We start from the raw sequence: 18,430 nt of genomic DNA, 5'->3' as shown, positions 1-18,430 counted from the left end.
ACAGGTGGACGTCCGACTTTATTGGACACAGAGTCCAATGTAGACAGACATGCGTGCCCTGGTCCAGAGGTGGTGACCGTACGGAAGGATCACGGGACCGGGCGTCACGGTGTCCTGGAACGACAAGAACCCGCCGCGACCTCGTCGAGCGGCGGGTGGGACGGCCCCCGGGCGGTTAGACCAGGAGCAGGTACGCGATCACGCCGACGATGGCGACGGCGAGGACCACGGCGATGATCGGCAGGACGGAGGAGCGCTTGGGCTCGGCCGCCGCCTCGTTCTCGGCCCGCTGGGCGAACGCGCGGAACTGCTGGGTGTTGCCCGCGGGATCGATGTGCTGGTCAGACATGCGTTGCACTCTAGCGGGATCAGCTGGTGCATTTGCACCTTTTAGCGTGACCCGGTAAGGGCACTCGATTATCGGACCGCAGGTATCGCCGGATAGCGTGGACGCATGCTCAGAACCCTGCTCGCACCCCGCATGCTCGGGTTGCACCTGCTCGCGATCGGGGTTCTCGTCTCTTTCATCCTGCTCGGCCGCTGGCAGCTCGGCGTGTTCGAGGACTCGGGCAAGCCCACGGCGACCACCGACCCCGGTCCCGTCGCCGTCGAGACGCTCAGCAAGGTGGGCGCCCAGATCGACGGCACCTCGGTGGGGCGGCGCGTCACCGTCTCCGGCTCCTACGACGCGGCCAGGCAACTGCTCGTCGCCGACCGCAAACCCGACGTGTCGGCGCCCGGCGGCAACGTCGCCAGGGGCCAGGGCTACTGGGTGCTCACCCCGATCAGGCTGACCGACGGCACCCTGATGCCGACCGTGCGCGGATGGGTGGCCAAGGCCGGCGATCCGGGCGTGACCGTGCCGCCCGGCCAGGTGACGGTGAGCGGGCGGCTGCGGGCGCCCCAGAACACCGACAGCGTCCAGCGGCGGGCCGAGGGCGTGCCCGCCGGCCAGGTGCAGACGGTCTCCACGGCCGAGCTGATCAACCTGTGGCGGGGGGAGAAGGTGCGCAACGGGTTCGTGGTCGCCCAGACCCCTGGGCTCACCCCCGTCAAGGTGCCGCCACCGGTCACCGGCGGCACGCTGACCTGGCGCAACCTCGCCTACGCGGCCAACTGGTGGATCTTCGCGGGGTTCGCCGTGTTCATGTGGTTCCACTTCGTCCGCGACGCCGTACGTTCCAGCAAGTCCCCTGAACCCGAAGCCGTTCTAGAAGGTTGATGCTCGTGGAGTCCGCACTCAAGCCCTTCCGGGTCCTCGCGTACATCGTCGGCACCATGCTGCTCGTGCTCTGCACGGCCATCGTGCTGCGGTACGGCTTCGACGTCCCCCAACCCTCCAAGATCGTCTCGCCGATCCACGGGTTCCTCTACATGCTCTACCTGATCGCGGTCATGAACCTCGGCATGAAGGCGCGCTGGACCTGGGGGTACATGCTCGGCGTCATGCTGGCGGGCACCGTGCCGCTGCTGTCGTTCTACATCGAGCGCAGGGTGACCGCCAAGGTGCACGAGGCCATCGCCGCCTGACGGGCGGCTCCGACGCGGCCGTCGACAGATGGGAAGGAGGCCGTCACCCGGGGTGACGGCCTCCTTCCGTGTCCGCTGGTCCGGCGTGCTGGACCGCTGGTCCGGCGTGCTGGATCGCGACCCGGCCACGACCCGGCCACGGCCGGCCATGGCTTGGTCCGTTGCGACCGGCGCGGGTCGCTGCGGTCAGTGGCCGATGCCGCGCCTGCGGGCCCTCTTGAGCCGCTCACGCTGCGACGGGTCGAGCATCATGTAGCCGACCACGGGCGCGGCGACGACGCCGAGCAGCACGAGCAGGGTGAGCCAGCCGGGCAGGAAGATCCACGACAGCAGGACGGCGACACCGGCGCCGATGGCGTACTTCTGGACGGGCGACATCCTCAACATCCCTCCGAACGCGGAGCCCGCGCCCCGCCTCTCCACATTCTGCGTCGCCGATATAACGAGTGGGAGCCTCCGCCGGGTTCCATCCGCGATATATCTCATTTCTGCGGACCTCCCGAGCCCCGCCCGACCGCCGTCACCCCGCCGGCAGGTCCGGGGAACGGGTGCGCAGCCGGCACGCCCGATCCGTCATGTCAGGAGCACCGGCAAGCGGTCAGCTGTGCGCGCGGATCGTCGTGCGGATCCAGTCCGCGTAGGCGGGCACGTTCGTGTAGAGGCCGGGACCTTCCGCGCAGGAAGGGCTCTTGGCGCCGGGTCCCGAGGTGACGCCGATGAGCTCCCACCGGCCGCCCCTGCCGCGCTGGACCTGCGGAGAGCCGGAGTCGCCGTTGCACGCCATGGCCTTGGGCACCCGGCTGATCGTGCACAGCCGGGTGCTGCCCGCGAAGCCGGGGCCGCACTCGGAGACCGCGCCTCTGCGGGTGTCGAGTTCCTGGAGCTTGTCGGACATCTTCCAGCCGGCCGGGTCGCGGTTGAACTCGGTGATGCCGAAGCCGATGATCCGGGTCGGGGTGCCGGGCCGTCCTGGCCGTTCGGCGATCGGGATGGGCTGGTAGGAGACGGGACGGTCCAGGCGGACCAGCGCGATGTCGTTCTTGCTGGGCGAGTCTTGGGCGTAGCGGGGGTGGGTCACCGCCTGCGCGATCTTACGGACCGTTCCGCCGGTCTTCCGCTGATCGCTGCCGATGCGGATGGTTCCGGCGGGAATCGACCCGACCTCCATGTCGACGCAGTGAGCGGCGGTCGCCACCCACTGCGGGTCGATCAGCACCGCCCCGCACACGCCGTCCTCGAGGCCCTGGCTCGGCGCCGAGATCGGGATCGACGCCATGAACGAGTAGGGCTGCGTGGCGTCCTTGCCGTTGATGATCGCGCCGGCGCTCCCGGCCGTCGCCGCGAGACAGGCTGCGCCTGCCACGGCAACGATGGTGGACCGTGACAGACCGCGACGGAACGATTCCATGCCAAACAACGGGGTTGACCCCTTCAATGGAGGATTAAGACAAGATCACGCTATCCATCGAAGAACGGCCGGGTCATCACGCCAGCACGTCAACTCAGGGTAGGGATAACCCCCTCCCCGGCCCGACGCTCGGGTCGGTGCGACAGGGTCCGAAGCGGCGCATCGCCGTAGGACGCGCACAGAGAGGCGGATCATGCTCGGCCCGGATTCCGGGCCCGCCCTTCGAATCCCTCGCGCGCGTTGGCAGGAGGGGTGATCTCGCCGCCCGGCGCCGATGATCGCCCTGGGCGGAGCGCGGTTCCCACCAGGGCCGGCGGAAGCAGGATCAGAGCAGGTCACGGGCATCGGTCCAGCTGGCGGGATCGCCGGCGAACCTCAGCGAGAAGACCGGGAACCCGCTCTGGAACGATGGTCCGGTCGAACCCGGGCGCGTCTCCTCGGCGGTGTGCTGCCAGGCGTTGACCGGCATGATGCCGCCCGCTGAAACCGCGTCGAGCTCGCGGATGCCCGTCACAGGAACCAGGCGAACCACCAGGCGAGGAATCCGGCGCCGATGACGGCCGCGGCGATGTGCGGCCACCGGCGGTCGCGGAGGAGCGCCGCGGCGGTCAGCGCGGCCGAGGCGGCGGCGATCCAGGTGTAGAGGACCACCGTGCCGGGCACGCCGACGGCGAGAGCGGTCTCGTTCGTGCTGATCAGGGCGTAGACGGACTGGCCGACCAGCCCGGCGAACGCCACGCCGGACAGCCCGCCGAAGGCCGCCAGCGCCCGGCCCCTCAGCGTGCCGGCGATCAGCTGGATCAGGCAGACGAGGGCGAACAGCGCGAAGGGCGCGGCCAGCCACGGGGACTTCGAGATCTGGTACGGGGCGCCGGTCACGTGCAGGTCGCCCGGCGTCTGATCCGTGTCGTCGAGGCAGGGGGCGGCCGTGCGCTGGGCCGGGTCGTCGAGGAACTCCACGATCTTGCGGCGGGCGCAGGCGCTGGACAGGAAGACCGCGTGGGAGGCGCGGGCGAACTCCTCGAAGCGGGCGTTGGGGAGCGCTTCGGCCGCCGGCTTGCTGGTCCTGGTGGGCGTGGTCGGGTCGTACTGGCCGCCCAGGACGTAGACGGGGGCCTTGGTGGTGGCGTTCACGGGCTCGGCCTTGGGGAGCTGCCAAGCCTCGCACACCGCCTTATCTCCATTTACGGTGAAAAGTCGGGATCTTTGGGTGAAGGTGTTGAACGGGATCTCGTCCTGGCACTGCACCGCGTGATACAGCCCGAACTCGTGCGACACCAACCCCTCGCCCACCGCGTCGGCCAGCGGTTGCAGCAGCTCGTCGTGGCCCGTGGCGAGCGCGCCGATCATCGCGGGCGCGACCGCCGCGACGTCCGCCTCGTGCAGCGCCTCGGCCATGATCGTGGCCACGTCGTCGCCGCTGACCCGGGCCGTGAACGTCCTGCCGAGCAGCGGATCGTTCGTGGTGACCTCGGCGGGCCTGGCGTTGAGCCTGGCGGTCATGGCGTTGAAGGCGTCTTGAACGCCGAGCCGCGCCGTCGTGTCGGCCAGATTCCGCTCGGCGTCGTCGTACCACGCGACGCTCTCCGGCAGATACGAGTCCAGCACCACCGACCGCACCCCCTGAGGGTCGGCCGCGGCCACGTCCATCATGACCCTGGTGGAGTAGCTGACGCCGAACAGGTTCCAGGACGCGTAGCCCAACTCCTTGCGTAGCGCGACGACGTCGGCCGCGATCTCCTTCGTGTTGTACCCCCGCAGGTCGACGCCCTGCTTCTGGAGCCTTTCCCGGCACCGGCGGGCCGCCGCCGCGAGGTCGGCGGGCGGCCGTCTGAGCTGTCCGAGCAGCGCCTCGGCCGTCTCGGGGCAGCCGAGGGTCGGCTCGGAGTACTTGCTGCCGCGCTGCTCGACCGCCACCACGTCACGATCGGGGAACATCTGGCTCAGGAACCCGGTGAGCTGGAGGGAGGCCGACGCCGGACCGCCGCTCATGTAGACGACGGGATCCGCTTTCCGGTCCTTGGCGGTGGAGACGTGGACCGCGTACCCCACCTTGATCTTCCTGTCCGGGGCGTCCCTGCGCTCAGGAACTTCGAGGAAGCCGCAGGTCGTACGGGGCGGCATGGCGACCGGGCAGGGGCGAGGGCCGGCCTCTCGCGAGATGGTGACGGGCGGAACGGTCAGGGCTAAGGCGAGCACGACCCGAAAGATCACGTGATGAGACTACCGACGCGACCCCGCGAGCGCGCGGCATCAGGGGCGCGGCCGTCGGACTCCCACCGCGCTCGGCGCACCCGGCAGAGCGCGCCGAGCCGGTCGGAGGAGCGGCGGACCCGTCGGGATCGCTTCCGGGCCGGGTCCGGAGAGCGCTCGTCGGGATCGCTTCCGGGCCGGGTCCGGAGTGCGCCCGTCAGGGGCGCTTCCGAGCCTGGTCCGGAAAGCACGCGTCAGGGGCGCGACGAGGTGGCTGCGGCGGCGATCGTCTTCAGGTCGAGCCGTAGCTCGTCGGCCGTGAGCCGCTGGCCGGGCGAACCCGACAGCAGACGGAACAGCACAGGAGCCAGCGCCCCCGCCCTCGTCAGCGGCGCCCCCGGTGCGGGTGCGCGTCCCTCGACGGCGGTGAACAGCGTCGCGCCCAGCGCCCACAGATCGGCGGCGGGGCTCACGTTCCCCTCCGGAGCGGAGTAGGGGGACATGGCAGGCGCGGGCGCGGGATCGGCCAGCGTCACCGCCCCCGAGCCGTTCACCAGGACGGTCTCGGGCCGCACGTCCCCATGGAAGCGACCGGCCCCGTGGAGCGGTGCCAGCAGGTCGAGCACGCCCAGGCCGACCGCCGCCGCCTCCTCGGGAGCCAGCGGTCCGGCCGCGTGCAGGATGTGCTCGAGGGGGCGCGGCGGCTGGTCCGGGGCGGACTCGTTCCGGCCGGCCTTGTTCGGCGGCTGCTCCGGGGACGCGGTCAGTACCAGCGGACCCGTGAACGTCGGCCGCCGGAACGGCGCGGTCGTCTCGACGATCGGCACCGGATCGGGCTCGCCGGGCGTAGACGCCAGCACGGGCGGCGCGGCGTCCGCGGCGGCTCCCCAACTCGCCGGAGGCCGGCCCGCCGGCGGACTCCCCTCCGCCGGCCCCCACGGTCCAGGCCCGTTCCCCTCGGAGGGTCCCCAGGGCGCGGGGCCGTTCTCTCCGGACGGTGCCCACGGCGCAGGGCCGTTCCCTTCGGGTGGTGCCCACGGCGCGGCGACGTTGCCCTCGGGTCCCAGTGGTGCGGGGGCGTTCTCTCCGGGCGGTCCCCAGGCCGCGGGGCCGTGGCCGCCAGGTGGTCCCCACGGGGTGGGGTTGTGGTCGCCGGGAGGTCCCCACGCTCCGGGGGGCGCCGGAGGCTGCGGACCCCACGCGCCGGGGCCCTGCGGCTGCCCCCACGGCCCTCCGGGGGCGCCGGGAGGCACTGGCCCGCCGGGCAGGGGAGAAGCATTGGGAGGCATCGGTCCGCCGGGCATGGGAGGAGCGTCGGGAGACATCGGTCCGCCCGGCAGGGGAGAAGCGTCGGGAGGCACCGGCCCGCCCAGCGTGGGCGGAATGGCGGGAGGGGCGCCCCATCCGGCGGGCGGAGCGGCAGGCTGTGGGGGAGCGCTCTTGCTGTTGTCCTTGGAGCCCCGCCGCAGCACCCGGCGCAGCAACGAGGGCTTGCCGGACGGCGCGGGGCCACTTCCGGTGGGGGCGGGGCCGTTCCCCGCCGGAGGGTACGGCTGGCCGACCCCGGGCATGCCCCCCGGACCCTGGGGCATCCCTCCCGGATGGGGCGGCATCCCCGCATGAGGTGGCATCCCTGCATGAGGTGGCCCTGCATGGGGCGGCATCCCTGCATGAGGTGACCCTGCATGGGGCGGCATCCCTGCATGGGGTGGCATGCTTCCCGGGCCCTGCGGTAGGGCTTCCGGTCCCTGTGACAGGCCAGCGGGGATCGGCGGCATGGCGTCAGGGCCGGGCGGCGTACCCGCGGGGCCGGGCAGCCCGACCTCGGGCGTGGCTCCCGCAGCGGGCGGCATGGCTTCGGGGCCAGACGGCGAACCGGCCAGGCCGGGGTTCATGGCCTCGGGAGTGGGCGGGGTGTCTCCGGTCGCGCCCAGCACACCGTCAGGCCCGATGGCGTCGAGACCGGAGTCCTGCTCGTGCTCCGTCGGCTCGGCAGAGGCGATGTGGAGCGGCACCGCGTGAGGACCGAAGCTCTCGAACGCGGGCTGCGGGCCGGCGGGGGCTTCCGCGGGCACAGCGTCCGGACCCGGAGCACCGCCCGGGGGCACAACCTGCGGGCCCGAGGGAACACCCGGCTGAAGCACGTGCGGGCCTGAGGGAACACCCGGCTGAAGCGCGTGCGGGTCGGTGTGAGTTCCCAGGTACGGCGTGTGCGGGTCGGAGGGAGTGTCCGGGTACGACGCATGCGGGCCGGGGGGAGTGCCCATGAGAGGCGGGCCGGAGAGGTCAGCCGGGGGTGTGGGGTGCTGGCCCGAGGGAGCGACCGGAGACGCCATGGCCGGCTCTGAGGGAGCGGCCTCCGAGGGGACGGGCGTGGCCGCCTCTGGGGGGAGGACCGTGGGGACCTGCGGAGCGTCCTCTATGGTGACGGGTCCGGGGACCTGCGAGGCGTCCTCCGAGGGGCGGGCGGGCCGGGCGGGCTCGAGGCCGTCGAAGGGTTGCGAGTCCGGGCGCGACGCCGGGCGGGTGACGTCCAGGGACTCGTGCGCGGGAGGCGCGGGATGGCCACGATGGACGGTGACGACCTGCGTCTTGTCGGGGTCCTCGGCGGATGCGGTCGGTGACCAGGGGCCGGACGCGGGGGTCGCCACCGGATGCGCGGGGCTGAACGGGGACGGCGCGGCGGGGTCGGGCTCCCAGGGTGAGGGTGTCCATCCGGTAGGCGTTGTCTGCGCCGGGGCGGAGGGCGCCGATCCATCAGAGGCCGACGGAGCCGACGGCCCCGATCCGTCCAAGGCGGAGGGACCTGAAGGCGCCAAGCCGCTGGAGGGGGAAGGACCTGAAGGCGCCGAGCCGCTGGAGGGGGAGGAAGCGGATGGTGCCGAGCCGTCGGAGGCTGTCGGGGTCGAGGGGGCCGAGCCGTCGGGAGGCGGTGGGGGGAACGGTAGCGGCTCGCCGGTGGGCGGCGGCGTGGGGAGTGCCTGCTCGCTGGAGGCTGGCGCGGGGGAGGGCGGTGCTCCCGCAGGGGTGGCGGACGGCGGCAACCCGGCCTCTGAGCCCGGCCAGGAGTCCGAAGGCCAGTCGGGTGCGGAGTCCGGAGATGAGGAGTCCGGGGGCGAGGTGGGGGAGGAGTCCGCAGACCAGGCGGGTGCGGAGTCCGCAGACCAGGCGGGTGCGGAGTCCGAAGCCGAGGTGGGGGAGAAGTCCGGGGGCGAGGTGGGGGAGGAGTCCGCAGACCAGGCGGGTGCGGAGTCCGAAGGCGAGGTGGGGGAGAAGTCCGCGGGCGAGGTGGGGGAGGAGTCCGAAGGCCAGGCAGGCGAGGCAGGCGGGGAGTCCGGAGGCGAGGCGAATGCGGAGGGAGAGGAGGAGGGAGGCGCGGCGTCCGAAGAGGAGGTGGGGGAGGAGGGCGCGGGAGACGCGGCGGCCGAAGGGGGCAGGCTTGCCGTTCCGGCCAGTTCGGCGAAGGCGGCGGCCACCGTTTCGGCGGACGGCCGGGCGGCCGGGTCGGGGTGCAGCATGTCGGTCAGGACCGGCCCGAGCGGCCCGCCGATCGGGTGCCCTGGCTGCGGGGGCCGTCCCTCCAGGCCGAAGTGGAGCGTCGCCGCCAGCGACCACAGGTCGGCGGCCGGGCCCACCCCCGGGGGCCGGAAGGGGGTCGCGACGCCGAAGCCGGTCAGCACCGCGCGTCCGGTCGGCGTGAGGATGACCGTGGCCGGCTGGATGTCGCCGTGGACCACTCCGACGCCGTGGACGGCCCGCAGCGCCGCCACCAGATGCACGCCGATCCTGGCCACCTGGACGGCCGGCAGCGGGTGCCGTTCGAGGACTGTCTGTTCGAGGGTGCGTCCCTGGGGGAGGTCGACCACCAGCCACGGCGTGCCGTCCTCGACGATCACCTCGTGGACGGGCTCGATGGAGGCGTGGCCGAGCCCGGTGACCAGTCCGACCTCGCGCCCCACTACACCGCACAGTTCCCTGTGGGCCGCGGGGTCGGGCGGGAGCCGGACCTCTCTGATGCCGACGTCGCGGCGCATCAGGTCGTCGGCGGCGAGCCAGAGAGATCCGGCGCCCAGCGGGTGCAGCAGCCGATAGCGTCCGGCCAGCCGGCGTGGGCCGTTCATGGGTCATCTCCATCCACACGCGTGCAGCGACACAGCACCATAGCGGTTTGTCGAGAAATGCGACCATTACCGCTGGCGAGTGATGGCGGCTCGGCAGGCGGTCGGCATGCGGCCCGCCCTGGCCGTCAGGTGCGTGCGGAGGGAGCCGGCACTACCCAGTGCGGCCGGTCCTGGCTGTCAGGTGCGTGCGGAGGGAGTCGGCGCTGCCCGTCCTGGCTGTCAGGGGCGTGCGAGGGAGTCGGCGCTGCCCAGGCCGTTGCGGGCGGCGACCTGGTCCATCGCGAGCCGGCCGCCCGGCCGGCCGAGGTGGCGGGCGTGCCCGAGCCGAGGCTCGACCGGATGACCGACAGGGACGTCGCGCCACTCTCGCTGACCGGCCCGTTCTGAGGCGCGCCGGTCTCGCTGATCGGCCCGTTCTGGGACACGTTGCTCTCGCTGAGCGGGCCGTTCTGGGGCGCGCCGTACGAGGTCCTGGAGAAGCCGGGACGCCCCTACGTCGTCGGCTGCTCCGCGACCGAGCAGGTGCCGGGCGTCAGGCCGTCGCCGTCGACGACGTGCTCGCCGAGGCCGTCCAGGCCTCGTGCGCCCTGACCAGCCTGCCCCACAGCAGCGACCGGTCGGCGGCCGGCAGGCTGATGCCGAAGACGTCCTCCAGGGCGGCGAAGTAGGCCGCCTCGGTGTCCAGCGTGGTCGAGGTGGTGTCGTCGCCGATCCTGGTCAGCACGAGCCCGCGCAGGACGTCGACGCCTGAGGCGTCCCTGCGGTTGAGCGTCGCCACCCGGACGAAGCCGGACTCCGGAGAGCTGGACAGGTGCTCGTGCATCGCCGCGAACTCCGGCATCTCCGCCGGTGTCATGCCGAAGTCCATGCCGATGAAGGAGCCGCGCGGGTCGTGGTCGAAGCGCCACCCGCCGGGCGCGACCGTGGAGGGCCGCAGGCCGTACTCGAAGGGGCCCTGCCGGTAGCGGCCCTCGGCCAGCGGCAGGGGTTCGTGCAGCGCGTCGCCCAGCCCTGCGTCGACCAGCCACGCGTCCGGGCCCTCGGCGGAGGGCAGCCGCACGGTCAGCACCAGGTGGTTGCCGGTGACGCCGGGCTCGTCGCCGCGGTTCTGGACGCCGCCGACGTGCCGCGTCACCTCGTAGCCGAGCGCCTTGAGCAGCGTGTACAGCGCACCGTTGAGGTGGTAACAGTAGCCGCCGCGCCCGCGCAGGATCCGCGCCGCCGACTCCTCCGGGTCGAGCGAGGTCGGCCGGTCGAGCCAGATCTCCAGCGCCTCGTACGGCACGCGCTCGACATGGGCGGCGTGCAGCGCCCGCAGGTTGTCGAGCGAGGGCGGCGCGCTTGTCAGGCCGAGCCTGCTCAGATAGGCGGTGATGTCCACGACCGACAAGTCTGCACGGGATGTGCACATCTTGGGGAGTGTCGTCTGCACACGTCCCTTCTACGCTGCTGTCCGTGGCAGACCAGCGACGCATCCTCGTGGTCGAGGATGACGAGACGATCGCGCTCGCCGTACGCAACCGGCTGGCCGCCGAAGGCTTCGACGTGCGCGTCGCGGGCGACGGCGAGGCGGCGCTCCTCGCGTACGGCAGGGCGGAACCCGACCTGGTGATCCTGGACCGGCTGCTGCCGGGACTGGACGGCCTGGAGGTGTGCCGCAGGATGCAGGCGGCCAGGCCGGTGCCCGTGCTCATGCTGACCGCGCTCGGCGAGGAGACCGACGTGCTCGTCGGGCTCGGCGTGGGCGCCGACGACTACCTCGCCAAGCCGTTCAGCATGCGCGAGCTGGTGGCCAGGATCCACGCGCTGCTGCGCAGGGTCGAGCGGGCCGCCCAGCTGGCGGTCGAGGACACCGTGATCAGGGTGGGCGAGGTCGAGATCGACACCGCGGCCCGCAGGGTGTTCGTGCGCGGGACCGAGGCGCAGCTCACCCGGACCGAGTTCGACCTGCTGCGCCGCCTGGCCGAGCGTCCCGGCCAGGTCTTCGAGCGCGAACGGCTGCTCTCGGACGTCTGGGGCTTCTCCGAGGCGGCCGCCACCAGGACCGTCGACAGCCACGTGCGGGCGCTGCGCCGCAAGCTCGGCTCCGACGTCGTGCGCACCGTGCACGGCGTCGGCTACGCCCTGGTCCGCCGATGAGACCCCTCGACTTCCTCGGCCGCATCAAGGTGAAGCTGGGGATCGTCATCGTCCTGGCGGTGGGCACGGCGTTCGTCGTCAACGAGGTCGGCCTCAACGCGGGCGCCTCCCGCGAGGTCAGGATCGCCGTCGCGAGCGTCCTCGCGCTGATCATGGTGCAGGTGATGGCGCACGGCATGACCAAGCCGTTGCGCCAGCTCGCCTCGGCGGCCCAGACCATCGCGAAGGGCCGCTACACGCTGCGTGTCAGGACCACCTCGCGCGACGAGGTGGGGGAGCTGGCGCGGGCGTTCAACGCGATGGCGGCCGACCTCGGCGAGGTGGACCGGCAGCGCCGCGAGCTGGTCGCCAACGTCTCGCACGAGCTGCGCACGCCCATCACGGCGTTGCGCGCGGTGCTGGAGAACGTCGTCGACGGCGTCTCGGCCGCCGACCCCGTCACCATGGGCACCGCCCTCGCCCAGACCGAACGCCTGGGCCGCCTGGTCGCCCAGCTGCTCGACCTGTCGCGGCTCGACTCGGGCGTGCGGCACCTGGAGGCCGAGCCGGTCGCCCTGGAGGCGCTGCTCGACCAGGCGGCGCGCGAAGCCGCCATCGCGAGGGACGACGTCACGATCAGGCCCGTCTGCGCGCCTGGCCTGGTGGTGCGCGCCGACCCCGACCTGCTCGCGCAGGTCCTGGCCAACCTCCTCGACAACGCGGTACGGCACAGCCCTCCCGCCGGCCTGGTGACGCTGTCGGCGGCCGGCCACGGCAGGGGGGTGCGGCTGATGGTGGCCGACGGCGGGCCCGGGATCCCCGAGACGGCGAGGACGAGGGTGTTCGAGCGCTTTTCCAGGCTGGACGCGGCGCGGGCGGCCGACGCCGGGGGATCGGGACTCGGCCTGGCGATCGTCAAGGAGATCGTCGAACTGCACGGAGGAGCCATTCGCATCGACGGCGGCGCGGGGTGCCGCATGGTCGTCGACCTTCCAGAAAGGATCACGATGGAACCCGACATGGCGCGACTGGGGATCGCCCCTGAAGGGGCGAAGCCGAGCCCGCGGGATCGCGAGGCGCCATCGGCGGAGGAACGGCCCGCCGAGCCCTTGGCGGACGCTCCCGCCCCGGACCTGGGACCGGACCCGGTCCCGGCTTCCGCTCCGCACACGGTCGCCGCTCCTCCGGGGCTCGCGGCTCCCGGCCCTGGCGCGTCGGCCGGCTCTGGCGTGTCCGCCGGCTCTGGCGCGTTCGCCGGCCCGGGCGCCGCCGATCTGGCCGCTGTCCCGGTCGCTGTCCCTGCCGTGGACCTGGCCGTGGGCCCCGCCGCGGGCCCGCTTCCTGACGCTGTCCCGGCCGTCCCGGCTGTCCCGGCCGCTGCGTCGGTCGCTGTCCCGACCGCTGTCTCGGCCGCGGCGTCGGCCGATGTCCCCGCCTCTGCGTCGGTCGCTGCAGCGGCCTCTGGGTCGAGTGCTGTGTCGACGGCGGCGGCCGTGGCCGATGGTCTGGCTACTGGCCCGGCTCCTGGCCCGGCTACTGGTGTGGCTTCCGGTCCGGCGGCGCGACCCGGTGTGGCGTGGCCGGGCGAGGCGCCGCCGCCCAGGCCCGTCCGCGGGGTGGGAAGCACAGTCCTGTGGACTGTGATCGGCCTGACGACCGGCTTCCTCATCGGCCTGTTCCTGGCCTTCTTCATCGGGATCTTCTTCGGCAGCGCCGCGGGCATCCTGGTCATGCTGGTGGTCAGCGCGGCGGGCGCGGCCGTCGGCTCGGCCATCGGATCGGTCAGGGCCCAGTCGGCCCCCCACACCGCTCCGGTCACCGCCGTCGCGCCTGGACGTCCGGGGGCTCCCGGCGTTCTCGGCGTTTCCGAGGGTCCCGGGCACGGAGGTCCTGGCGGTCCCTGGGGGCCGGGCGGTCACGGCAGTCTCGGCGGTCCCGCCGGTCACGGCAGTCTCGGCGGTCCCGTGGGCCCCGGTTCCGCGGGTCTCGGCGGTCCCTCTAATCTCGGCGGTCCCGCAAATTTCGACGGTCCTGTGGGTCGCGGTGCCGCAAGTTTCGACGGTCCCGTGGGTCGCGTTCCCGCAAGCCTCGAGGGTCCCGTGGGTCGCGGTGCCGCAAGTTTCGGCGGTCCCGCCGGTCCCGGTCCCGCCGGTCCCGGTCCCGCCGGTCCCGGTCCCGCCGGTCCCGGTTCCGTGGGGCCCGGCGGTTCCAGAGGGCCTGGCGACCCCGCTTCCGGCGCCTTTGGCGGTCCCGTGGGCCCCGGCGGTCCGTCGTTCCCGCAGGGCCCGCGGCCGCCCGCCCCGCCGTACGTGCCGCCGCCGCTCTTCCCCAGGCCCGAGCTCCCCGACACGCCGCGCTGGCTGCTGCCCGCCGCCTTCGGGGTGGGCGTGTTCGCCGCCGTCGCGCTGCCCGACGCCCAGGCCGGGCTCGGCATCGCGCTGGTCGCGCTGGTGCTGGGCGCCGCCGCGATGCCCGCCGTCCTGCGCAGGGCCACCCCGTGGACCGTCGCCTACGGCCTGCTCTCCTTCGCGCTCGTCGCCATGGTCACGGTCAGGGACGCCGACTGGCTGCTGCCGCTGCTGCTGGCGACCGCCGGGGGGCTCGGCGCGATCGCCGTCTCCGGCGCGGGCCGCGGCTGGCTGGCGCTGATCAGGGGCGGCATCTCGGTGGCGCTGGCCGTCTTCCCCGTCCCCTGGTTCCTGGCCGGCCCGCTGAAGACGCTGACCGTACGGCGGCGCGTCATGCCGCAGGTGGCGGCGCTCGCCATCACCGCCGTGCTGCTGGCCGTCTTCGGCCTGCTGTTCGCCTCCGCCGACAAGGTCTTCGCCTCCTTCCTCGACCGCCTCTTCACCGCGCCGGACTGGGTCGGCACGCTTCCGCTGCGCGTGTTCGTCTTCGCGGTCTTCGCCGTGCTGATGTCCGCCACCGTGCTGGTGGCCATGCGCCCGGTCGCCGACCCCGTCAGCCCGTCCTTCAGGACCCGGCTGAACCGCAGCCTGTGGGTGGTGCCGCTGACCGGGCTCAACCTGCTGTTCGCCGCGTTCGTCGCGGTCCAGGTCACCGCGCTGTTCGGCAGCAACGCCTGGCTGCTGCGCACCACCGGCCTGACCTACGCCGACTACGCGCGGCAGGGCTTCTTCCAGCTCATGATCGTCAGCGTCTTCGTGCTCGCGATCGTCGCGGTGGCCAGCAGCGTGGTGCGGGCCGAGCGCGGCGACCGCTGGGCGCTGGGCATCCTGCTCGGCGTGCTGTGCGCCTTCACGCTGGTCATCCTGGTGTCGGCGATGCACCGTCTCGACCTCTACACCGACGCCTACGGTCTGTCGCGCCTGCGCGCCTCCGTCGCCGCGACCATCTGGTGGCTGGGCGCGGTGTTCGCGGTCGTGCTGGTGGCCGGCGGCGTACGGCTGGCGGGCGGACGCTCGGCGTGGCTGCCCAGGACCATCGTCATGATCACCGGGATCGGGGTGCTGGCCTTCGCGGTGTGGAACCCCGACCTGCGGGTGGCCGAGACCCAGGTCGAGGTCAGAGGGGTCGAGCGCATCGACCAGGACTACGTCGGCGATCTCGGCGCCGAGGCGGTCCCTGCGCTGGACAGGCTTCCCGAGCCGTTGCGCAGCTGCGTCCTCGCCGACGTGGTCCGCGTCAACGGCCTGGCCGAGCCCGACCCGTGGAACGGCTGGAACCTCGCCAGAGCCGAGGCCCGCGACCTGCTCGCCCGGCACCCGGTCCTGCCGGCTACGGCGTGCGCGGCCCGCTCGGGCAGGTACTGACCGTTCCGTTCCCGCGCGTATTCGCAAAGAGATCGCGGTCCCGCGGCCTGCGTTTCCACTGCGAAATGCGCCGCGCGAAATGCAGCAATTCAGAGTGATGATTGAATCTGCCTGTGACTTTCGACGTGGTCATCAGTGGCGGGCGGGTGCTCGACGGCACCGGGGCTCCGGCGTTCAGGGCGGACATCGGGATCACCGGCGAGCGGATCACCGCGGTGGGCCGGCTCGCCGGCGCTCCGGCGGGGCAGGTGATCGACGCCACGGGGCGCCTGGTGATGCCGGGGTTCGTCGACTGCCACGCCCACGGCGACGCGCTGGTGTTCGACGCGGAGGTGCAGCTCGCGGCGCTTCGCCAGGGGGTGACGACGTTCGTCCTGGGCCAGGACGGCCTGTCCTACGCGCCGGGCTCGGCGGCGACGGTCGGCTACGCTACCCGCTACTTCGCCGCCGTCAACGGGGTGCACCCCTTTCTCGACGGCGCGGCGAGCGTCGCCGAGCTGCTGGCCGGGTACGACAGGGCGACCGCGCTCAACACCGCCTACCTGCTGCCGCACGGCACCATCCGCTACGACGTCATGGGCGCCTCTCCCGCCGAGGCGTCGCCCGAGCAACTCGCCCAGATGCTCGACCGGGTCGAGCGGGGGCTGGCCGAAGGCGCGGTCGGCCTGTCGAGCGGCCTGGAGTACCTGCCGGGGCGCAACGCCTCCGCCGCCGAGCTGGCCGCGCTCTGCCGGCCGCTGGGCGCGCTGCCGTACGTCACCCACATGCGCGCCTACGGCACGGGCGCCGGGGTAGGGATGGCCGAGGTGGTCGAGATCGCCAGCGACTCGGGCGCCCCGGTGCATGTCTCCCACCTGCACGGTCCCGCCGACGTGCTGCTGCCGCTTGTGGAGGACGCGCTCGCCCGCGAGGTGGACCTCACCTTCGACACCTATCCCTACCTGCGCGGCAGCACCATCCTCGCGATGATCGTGCTGCCGCCCCAGGTGCCCGCGGCCGAGGTGGACAGGGCGCTCGACATGCTCGAGTCGCCGTCCTCCCTCGCCGACTGGTGGCCGACCCTCGACGACCTGTGGCCGCGGCTGACCGTGTCGCACGCGCCAGGCCAGGAGTGGACCGAGGGGCTGACCATCGTGGAGGCGGCGGGCCGCAAGGGGGTCACACCCGCGGAGTTCTGCCGCCGGCTGCTGGTCGACACCCGCCTGGAGGCGGGATGCGTGGTGGCCAGGCCAGACGAGGGGCCCGCAGGCGAGGAGTCGGTGCGGCGGATCCTCCGCCACCCCGCGCACACCGGCGGCTCCGACGGGATCTACGTCGGCGGGCACCCGCACCCGCGCGGCTGGGGCGCCTTCGCCCGCTTCCTCGGCGTCCACGTGAGGGAACTGGGCGACTGGACGTGGGAGCAGGCCGCGGTGCACCTCGCGGCGCATCCCGCCCGTCGCTTCGGGCTGCTCGACCGGGGGCTGCTGCGGCCGGGGCTGGTGGCGGACGTGGTGGTGGTCGACCCGGCGACGGTGGCCGACCTCGCGACGTACGCGGCGCCGCGGACCCCCGCGACGGGGATCTCGGACGTGCTGGTCTCGGGCGTGCCGGTGCTGTCGCGCGGCGCGCTGACCGGCCACACGCCGGGGCGGGCGCTGCGCCCCACAGGGTGACGGCACGCCGTCGCGGCGCCCGGCCACGCGCGCACGAGGAGCGTCCCTCCGGCGGGCGCGCGCCGGTGACCACGGAGGCGCGTGGGACGGCTTGCCGTACAGGGGAGGGCTGGAGATCAGCAGCCGCGGCGGAAAGGTAGGGTCTGTGCGATGAAGGGGTTTCGGTCGGGGGCGGACGTCCTGGGACAGCCCGTGTTCGGCGGGGCGTTCACGTTCCCGCTGATGGTGGTCAAGCGCACCGCGCTCGAGCACGACATCGCCACCATGGCGGCCTTCACCCGCGACCACGGCATGCTGTTGGCGCCCCACGCGAAGACCCACATGTCACCCGAGATCGCCCGCATGCAGCTCGACGCGGGCGCCTGGGGCCTGACCGTCGCGACCCCGAGCCAGGCGATGGCCGTGCGCGGGTTCGGCGCCTCCCGGATCATGGTCGCCAACCAGGTCGTGGACCCGGCCGGGCTGGCCTGGGCCGCCGCCGAGCTGGACCGCGACCCCGGCTTCGAGTTCGTGAGCTTCGTCGACTCGCGGGCCGGGGTGGACATCCTGGCCCGGCACGCGGGCCGCCGGCCGTTCGCGGTGCTGGTCGAGATGGGGCACCACGGCGGGCGCGCCGGCTGCAGGAAGTTCGACGACCTGCTGGACCTGGCGGCCTACGTGCGGGCGAGCGACGGCGTGGAGCTCGCGGGCGTGGCCGGCTACGAGGGGGCGTTGAAGACCGCCGAGGACGTCCGGAAGTACCTGGCGATCCTGCAGAACGCCGTCGAACATCTCCGCGCGCCCGTGCTCAGCGTCGGCGGCAGCCAGTGGTTCGACGTGATCGGCCGCGAGCTCGTCACCACCCAGGCGAAGATCATCCTGCGCAGCGGCGCCTACGTCACCCACGACGACGGCTACTACCGCGAGCGCACGCCCTTCAACCGGATCGAGGGCTCCCTGCGGCCCGCCTTCGAGATCTGGGCGCACGTGCTGTCCACCCCCGAACCGGACCTGGCGATCATCGGCATGGGCAAGCGCGACGTGCCCTACGACGAGGGCCTGCCGATCCCGCGCAGGCCCGGCCTGACCGTGGTGAAGATGCAGGACCAGCACACCGTCGTCCACGGGGCGCTCGAGGTGGGCGAGCTGGTCGCCTTCGGCGTCTCCCATCCCTGCACCGCCTTCGACAAGTGGCGCGTGCTCCCGCTCGTCGACGACGACTACACCGTCGTCGGCACGATCACCACCCACTTCTAAGGAGATCCGGTGAAGAAGGAACTGAGGACCGCCGAGGGCGCGGCCCCCGTCGGCGCCTACTCGCAGGGCCTCGTGGTCGGCGACTTCGTCTACACCTCCGGCGCGGGCCCCCTCGACCCGCAGACCGGCGAGATCGTCGGCGACGACATCGAGACCCAGACCCACCAGGTCATGAAGAACCTCGGCGCCATCCTCGCCGCCCACGGGCTCGGCTTCGACGACGTGGTGAAGTCGACCGTCCACCTGCAGCACCTCAAGCGCGACTTCGCCGCCTACAACGAGGTCTACAAGTCCTACTTCACCCAGCCGTACCCGGTCAGGACCACGGTCGGCTCGGACCTGATGGACATCCTCGTGGAGATCGACTTCGTCGCGCACAAGAGCGCGTAGGGTTCG

General features: G+C 72.9%; 14 protein-coding genes and 1 pseudogene. 7 read left to right on the top strand and 8 right to left on the bottom strand.

What is annotated here, in order from left to right; translation table 11 throughout:
• Positions 1–175: 175 nt before the first annotated feature.
• Entirely contained in the window at positions 176–349 is a 174-nt protein-coding gene (locus tag ACWENQ_RS28555; protein WP_354911351.1) for a flagellar basal body-associated FliL family protein, read from the bottom strand.
• Positions 350–454: 105 nt separating this feature from the next.
• Between ACWENQ_RS28555 and ACWENQ_RS28550 the strand changes: the two genes are divergently transcribed.
• Positions 455–1,222, top strand: coding sequence for an SURF1 family protein (locus tag ACWENQ_RS28550; RefSeq protein WP_449930680.1), 768 nt, complete (start codon positions 455–457; stop codon positions 1,220–1,222).
• Positions 1,222–1,530, top strand: a complete 309-nt coding sequence (locus tag ACWENQ_RS28545) for a DUF3817 domain-containing protein (protein ID WP_449930678.1) — start codon at positions 1,222–1,224, stop codon at positions 1,528–1,530. Before ACWENQ_RS28550 ends, ACWENQ_RS28545 begins: the two co-directional genes overlap by 1 nt.
• 186 nt (positions 1,531–1,716) lie before the next feature.
• On the opposite strand, the gene ACWENQ_RS28540 is transcribed toward ACWENQ_RS28545, so the two are convergent.
• The 7 genes and pseudogenes from ACWENQ_RS28540 to ACWENQ_RS28510 all read right to left on the bottom strand — a co-directional run bounded on the left by ACWENQ_RS28540 (position 1,717) and on the right by ACWENQ_RS28510 (position 10,633).
• Complete coding sequence (locus ACWENQ_RS28540; protein WP_449930676.1) at positions 1,717–1,908, bottom strand: hypothetical protein; 192 nt, start codon at positions 1,906–1,908, stop codon at positions 1,717–1,719.
• A gap of 220 nt (positions 1,909–2,128) precedes the next feature.
• Positions 2,129–2,893, bottom strand: a complete 765-nt coding sequence (locus ACWENQ_RS28535) for a S1 family peptidase (protein WP_452417003.1) — start codon at positions 2,891–2,893, stop codon at positions 2,129–2,131.
• A 370-nt stretch (positions 2,894–3,263) separates the two neighbouring features.
• Entirely contained in the window at positions 3,264–3,452 is a 189-nt protein-coding gene (locus tag ACWENQ_RS28530; RefSeq protein WP_452417001.1) for a hypothetical protein, read from the bottom strand.
• A complete protein-coding gene (locus tag ACWENQ_RS28525) occupies positions 3,449–5,152 on the bottom strand; it encodes an alpha/beta hydrolase (protein WP_452416999.1) in 1,704 nt (567 codons plus the stop codon). The genes ACWENQ_RS28530 and ACWENQ_RS28525 overlap by 4 nt, the downstream gene beginning before the upstream one ends.
• Positions 5,153–5,385: 233 nt before the next feature.
• The gene (locus ACWENQ_RS28520) at positions 5,386–5,991 is read right to left on the bottom strand and encodes a hypothetical protein (RefSeq protein WP_449930725.1); all 606 of its coding nucleotides are present in this window, start codon (positions 5,989–5,991) and stop codon (positions 5,386–5,388) included.
• Between the two features lie 2,793 nt (positions 5,992–8,784).
• Positions 8,785–9,165: pseudogene (locus tag ACWENQ_RS28515) on the bottom strand (protein kinase domain-containing protein); the annotation flags it as partial.
• 619 nt (positions 9,166–9,784) lie between these two features.
• Positions 9,785–10,633, bottom strand: a complete 849-nt coding sequence (locus tag ACWENQ_RS28510; protein ID WP_452417184.1) for an arylamine N-acetyltransferase family protein — start codon at positions 10,631–10,633, stop codon at positions 9,785–9,787.
• A gap of 74 nt (positions 10,634–10,707) precedes the next feature.
• On the opposite strand from ACWENQ_RS28510, the gene ACWENQ_RS28505 reads away from it, so the two are divergent.
• From ACWENQ_RS28505 to ACWENQ_RS28485, 5 genes are all read left to right on the top strand, one after another.
• The gene (locus ACWENQ_RS28505; RefSeq protein WP_449930666.1) at positions 10,708–11,391 is read left to right on the top strand and encodes a response regulator; all 684 of its coding nucleotides are present in this window, start codon (positions 10,708–10,710) and stop codon (positions 11,389–11,391) included.
• Positions 11,388–15,143 (top strand): DUF4153 domain-containing protein, encoded by a 3,756-nt coding sequence (locus ACWENQ_RS28500; RefSeq protein WP_452416997.1) that lies wholly within the window; start codon positions 11,388–11,390, stop codon positions 15,141–15,143. The genes ACWENQ_RS28505 and ACWENQ_RS28500 overlap by 4 nt, the downstream gene beginning before the upstream one ends.
• A gap of 113 nt (positions 15,144–15,256) precedes the next feature.
• Complete coding sequence (locus tag ACWENQ_RS28495; RefSeq protein ID WP_452416996.1) at positions 15,257–16,798, top strand: N-acyl-D-amino-acid deacylase family protein; 1,542 nt, start codon at positions 15,257–15,259, stop codon at positions 16,796–16,798.
• A 150-nt stretch (positions 16,799–16,948) separates the two neighbouring features.
• Positions 16,949–18,034 (top strand): alanine racemase, encoded by a 1,086-nt coding sequence (locus tag ACWENQ_RS28490; protein WP_452416994.1) that lies wholly within the window; start codon positions 16,949–16,951, stop codon positions 18,032–18,034.
• A gap of 9 nt (positions 18,035–18,043) precedes the next feature.
• Complete coding sequence (locus ACWENQ_RS28485) at positions 18,044–18,424, top strand: RidA family protein (protein WP_449930658.1); 381 nt, start codon at positions 18,044–18,046, stop codon at positions 18,422–18,424.
• The last annotated feature ends 6 nt before the right edge of the window (positions 18,425–18,430 follow it).

This window comes from Nonomuraea sp. NPDC004354, assembly GCF_053602555.1.
This window is presented reverse-complemented; position numbering and strand designations above follow the sequence as displayed.